General features: G+C 65.7%; 3 protein-coding genes. All 3 read right to left on the bottom strand.

Features of this window, described 5'->3' with window-relative positions; genetic code table 11:
• The coding region (locus DPA01S_RS17385; RefSeq protein WP_232303216.1) for a hypothetical protein at positions 1-297 on the bottom strand (297 nt) is incomplete at its 3' end.
• Between the two features lie 160 nt (positions 298-457).
• Entirely contained in the window at positions 458-1,225 is a 768-nt protein-coding gene (locus DPA01S_RS15835; protein WP_061917862.1) for an ATP-binding protein, read from the bottom strand.
• Positions 1,225-2,775: IS21 family transposase (istA, locus tag DPA01S_RS15830; RefSeq protein ID WP_157076993.1), on the bottom strand; the 1,551-nt coding region annotated here is incomplete at its 5' end. The genes DPA01S_RS15835 and istA, both read right to left, overlap by 1 nt.

Here is a 2,775-nt window from a genome sequence, read left to right as displayed (position 1 = left end):
CCGGTCGAGGGTCGTGCGGCCATGCGGTGACCCTACGGAGCGGTGGAGCTTTCGAATAATTCGCTCAGATCGCTTCAGTCGCTGAGTGATGACTGGGTCGAACCCGAGGGTATTCACCATGGACGTCAAACCGTTGCGAACCCTGGCCATAGGTTCTTGGTGGGCGCGACGAAACAGCTTCACAACGTCGAGGGCTTCGCCCAACTGGGTGACGTCGTAGGGAAAATCGGGATCGAACCGTGCGGAACGGATCAACTCACCGCACTTTCGGATCCGTGTCTTGCTGGGAAGCTCCACGGCTTGAGCATAAGGTGCGGAACCTACAGTCAGGGGGCAGTGCGGTTCGGCGTGGCAACTAGGCGTACTTGGTACGCCTGGTCCGGTGATCCGGTACCGCGGTTCTGGCGACCCGGTACCGGCCCGTGGGTGAGGCGGGCCGGAACCGTGGCCGTGTCGGTTACTCCCAGTAGCCGGTAGTCGCGCGGGCTTGGTCGTCGCGTTGGCGGCGCATGTCGACTTCGCCGAGGTTGATCTCGCGGGCGTTGTTGGCCAGCCGGTTGACGATGGAGTCAGCGGCGACCCGGTCGGGCAGGGCTTCGAGCCAGTACGCCGGCCGGGACTGTGAAGCGATCATCGTCGGCAACCTGTGCTCCCGGTTGGCCAGCACGGCGAACAAATCGTTGGCGGCCTCGGGATCGATGCCCACGGTGAGGAAGTCGTCGATGATCAGCAGCTCCACGTCCGAGAGGTCATTGAGCATTTTCTGGTGGCGGATCCCGTCGCCGCGGGCGATGACCAGCCGCCGGGCGAGTTCGTCCATGCGGGCGTAGGTGACGGTGTGCCCGTTCTGGCAGGCGGCGATGCCGATCGCGCAGGCCAGGTAGGTTTTCCCACCACCGGTCGGTGAGAGGATCAGCAGGTTGGTGGGGTCTTGTCGCCAGTGGTGCCCGGCGTAGCGTTTCATCCGTACCGGGGTGATCCCGCGTCCGTCCTGGTAGTTGATCTCGGCGATCGAGGCCTGCGGGATCGGGAACTTGGCGGCGCGGATGAGCTTGTCGATCCGGTGGGCCTGGCGCTGGTCCAGGGCGTCGTCGACGGCGGTGAGGAAGATCTGCTCCGGGGTGAGCTCGTCATTGGCCTCATCGCTGATGAGCTCCTCGAACCGGGTCGCTACGTGGGTGATGCGCAGATTGCGGAACTTCTGATGATCGATCTCGGTGAACATCACACGCCCTCCCCGCTGCGCCCGCGCGAGTAGTGATCGGCCGAGCGGACTTGAATCGCGCCGTCGTCTCGGGTTCCGGCCGGGGGTGGGGGCTTTCGTGTGGCCGCCGCCGGCACCACGGGCCGGGGCGCCTTGCCGTCGGAGTCGATGGTGGCCATGACGCGTTTGAGCACGCTGTAGCTCCCGGCGCCGTTCTGGTTGAGCAGCACTTGGCAGGCAGCCTCGAGCCGCTGCCGACTGCGCTTGCCCAGGGTCTCGAGGATGTTCTGGCAGTCCAGGTAGCCCTGAGCCTCGATCACGTGACGGTCCAGGATCTGGGCGATCACCTTCTCGGTGGCAGGACCGAACCCGCGGGCACGGTCGGTGAACCACTGCCTCGACCACAGACCATCGATGCCCTGATGCTCTCTCGGGGCGTGCGCGAGCACCGTGGAGTACTGGCCCTTACGACCATGGCGCCGGGGGTGCACGCAGACGACCTGGTCGCCATCGAAGATCGTCACAGATTGTGCGGTCAGGCGGACCCGCAGCAGTTGACCGGCGAAGGTGTACGGCACCGAGTAGTACTGCGAATCGCAGGAGATGTGATAGTTCCGCCCGACTTTGAGCTGCTTCCACTCCACCGTGGCGAACCCGTCGTCGGGCAGGACGCCCAGCAGCGGCGCCTCGTCGGATTCGAACCGCTCCCACCGGGTCGTGCCGTCAGCCCGACGGATGACGGTGTTGATCTCCGCGACACGGTCGTCGATGGCGGCGTTCAGGGCCTCGACGGTGGTCCAGACCTCCTCGGCGAGGTAGCCGATGACGCGCTTGTTGACCACGTCCACCGCGGACTCTACGGCTGCCTTGTCGCGGGGTTTGCGCACGCGAGCGGGCACGATCGCGGTGCCGTAGTGGTCGGCCAGCTGCTGGTAGAGGGCGTTGACTGCCCTGGCCGCTTCGCCCTTGGCCTGTCGGTGGGTGGCGGTGGTCGGGTTGTCGGGCACCACCATCTGGGGCGCCCCGCCGAAAAAGTCGAACGCCGCGACGTGGGCGTCGATCCAGGACGGGGACTTCATATCGGTGAAGCCGCGGCAGAACACCGCACCGGAGTACGGCAGCACCGCCACGAACAGGTACAACTTGGTGATTTCCCCTGTGACCGCGTCGAGGACCTCGAGGGTGTCGCCGGCCCAGTCGACCAGCATCGTCCGACCGGGTTCGTGATGCAGCGTCGCCACGACGTCCTTGACCCGTGCGTGCTCGCCGAACAGGGCGCAGTACTGCGAGTACCCGTACTTCTTCCCGGCCCCGGCGGGGTCGGCGAGGTACTTGCCCCACGCCTGCTGGATGGTGAAGTGCCGATTGAACTTCATCGACGCCAGCACCCGATCAAAGTCGGGCTTGATGTAGTCCTCCGAGACGCGTTTGCGCCCGTCGGGGAACATCCCGGCGATCTCGGCCGGATTCATCGACGCCGCTTGGCCGGCAGTGATGCCGTAGGCGGTGATCGTCTTCTTCACCGCCGCGATCTCCCGCCGTGAACACCCGACGGCCGCGACGATTTCGGG

This window comes from Dietzia papillomatosis NBRC 105045 (genome assembly GCF_001570845.1).
GTDB lineage: Bacteria > Actinomycetota > Actinomycetes > Mycobacteriales > Mycobacteriaceae > Dietzia > Dietzia cinnamea.
Note: the sequence above shows the minus strand (reverse complement) of the source record. Positions and strands in the feature narration are given on the sequence as shown.